This is a genomic window from Mesorhizobium sp. M4B.F.Ca.ET.089.01.1.1, assembly GCF_004022605.1.
Lineage (GTDB): Bacteria > Pseudomonadota > Alphaproteobacteria > Rhizobiales > Rhizobiaceae > Mesorhizobium > Mesorhizobium abyssinicae.
Genome location: NZ_RZOS01000745.1, coordinates 1 through 1,760, shown reverse-complemented (window position 1 = coordinate 1,760; position 1,760 = coordinate 1). Strand labels below are relative to the sequence as shown.

The following is a 1,760-nucleotide window of genomic DNA, read 5'->3' as shown; positions in this document are numbered from 1 at the left end:
GCTCAGGGCAACTTCAGGCGAAAGCACCAGGACGGGCACCTCGCCACGCGCGAAGCTGTCATAGACGGTTTTGCGGGTCTCTGCACTTTGTCCGCCATGAACGCACGCGCTGGCTTCGAGGCCGGCGATCATGCGCAGGCTGCCAACATGCGCGAGAGCGAGCGCCACGGTCGGCACTATCACAACACAGCAGGCTCCGGGCTCCTGAGCCAAAGCGGGCACCAACTGGAAGAGCAAGCTTTTGCCGGCTCCGGTGGGTAGCGTGGCCAGCAGCGTAGAGGCGTCGGGCATGGTCGCCAAGGCGCGGATCGCAGCCTTCTGGGTCGGTGTCCGATAGTGATCGAACGGGCTGTGCCGGAGCAGGAGTGCATCCGCTGATGCAGCCGGATAGATCTGCCGCAAGGTTGGATCGAGCCTGAGAACATCGATAAGCCCGTCTATCGGCAAGCTATCAAGCACATTATCAATGATAATCGCAGAACCGCCCGCGGCCGCTATCCGCTTCAACCCGAAACGTGCGAGGCTGTCCATATCCTCTGGGCGGATTTCGGCGCCGCTCGTCACGCAATCGAGATAGCCGCCATGCAATCTGCACAGTTCGCGGAGCATCGCACCGCGATCGCCAGTTCCCACGCTGGCATTGAACGCGTCACAAGCGCGTTTACGCGCACGCTCATACCAGGGACGCTCTGCCGCCATCGGGAGCCGCCTAGACCAGAGCCACCAGGGCGAGGCCGAGCAGGTCGACCCGCGGCGCCCTGAGCGACTGTACCAGCGTATCGCGTGCAGCGATCGCAGCGCGGTGTTTCGCGGTCGTCTCCTCGTCTCCAGCATTTTCCGCCTGCCAGCGTAGATAGCCGACTTCCGCCCGCAGACTCGTTTCAAGCAACTCGGCCCGTTCGAAGGCGGTATCGGTGCGCCGTTTCTGGATTGATTCAAGCGCTGCTGGGACTGCTTGGTCGATCGCAGACCAAATCTGCGGCAAATAGCTTAGCCCGCTTATGGTGCTGGGTTCGATCGGCTTTAGCTTCAAATCGCGCTGCGGGTGGTCGAGTAGCGAGCGCAGGCCTGTGTGGGTCACGACCTTGTGATGGGCTCCGCCATTGTCCCAGAGCAGCATGATCTCGGCGATGACCTCGGGCCAGAGAAGCGAGCGTGCACGGGCGGCGAGACCGGCGCCGATGTCATGCCCCTCCCAGAGACGCTGGTCGAGCACGCTCCGCCCGAGGACCTGGAGCAAAATCGTGCCGCGATGCTTGGGGAAGCCTTCGAGCATAAACGCGCTCACGCGGCTGTGCCGCCCGTGCTCGGCTTCGAAGATCATTGCGTCGATGAGGTCGTGGCCTGGAGCGAAATATTGAAGGTCCTCACGTGCGAGCGCTGTCGATCGCATAAAGGTGCCACAGACTAGCCGGCTCTCGCTGTCGGTGCCGGCGCCGATTCTCAGACGGTTGCTGCTGATGTTAAGCGAGCCATTTGTCCAGCGAAACTCGTTACTGCCGTCCTCGAGTTTCTTGGCGTGGATACCAAGTCTGCCTGCCCAATGCCGAATCCCACTCGCGATCTCGGGTCCGTCCAAGCCTTCCTCGATCTGTGCTGCGAGCGCGACCGATCGATCAAGTTGAGGCTTGGTCGCATCAAGCGATAGATCAAACGCTTCGTCGCTAGCGCTCAACGCAGCAACGACCTCTTGGCGCAGATCGTTCGCGATCCCTCGCAGGACCGCGCCGCCCTCGCCATAAGCGGCAAGCATCTGACGC

Annotated in this window: 2 protein-coding genes; both read right to left on the bottom strand. The window is 62.1% G+C overall.

The features are described from left to right. On the bottom strand, positions 1 to 699 hold a 699-nt coding region (locus EN780_RS33420), incomplete at its 3' end, for a DEAD/DEAH box helicase (RefSeq protein WP_189556952.1). 10 nt (positions 700 to 709) lie between these two features. After that, on the bottom strand, positions 710 to 1,760 hold a 1,051-nt coding region (locus EN780_RS39130; protein WP_189556950.1), incomplete at its 5' end, for a hypothetical protein.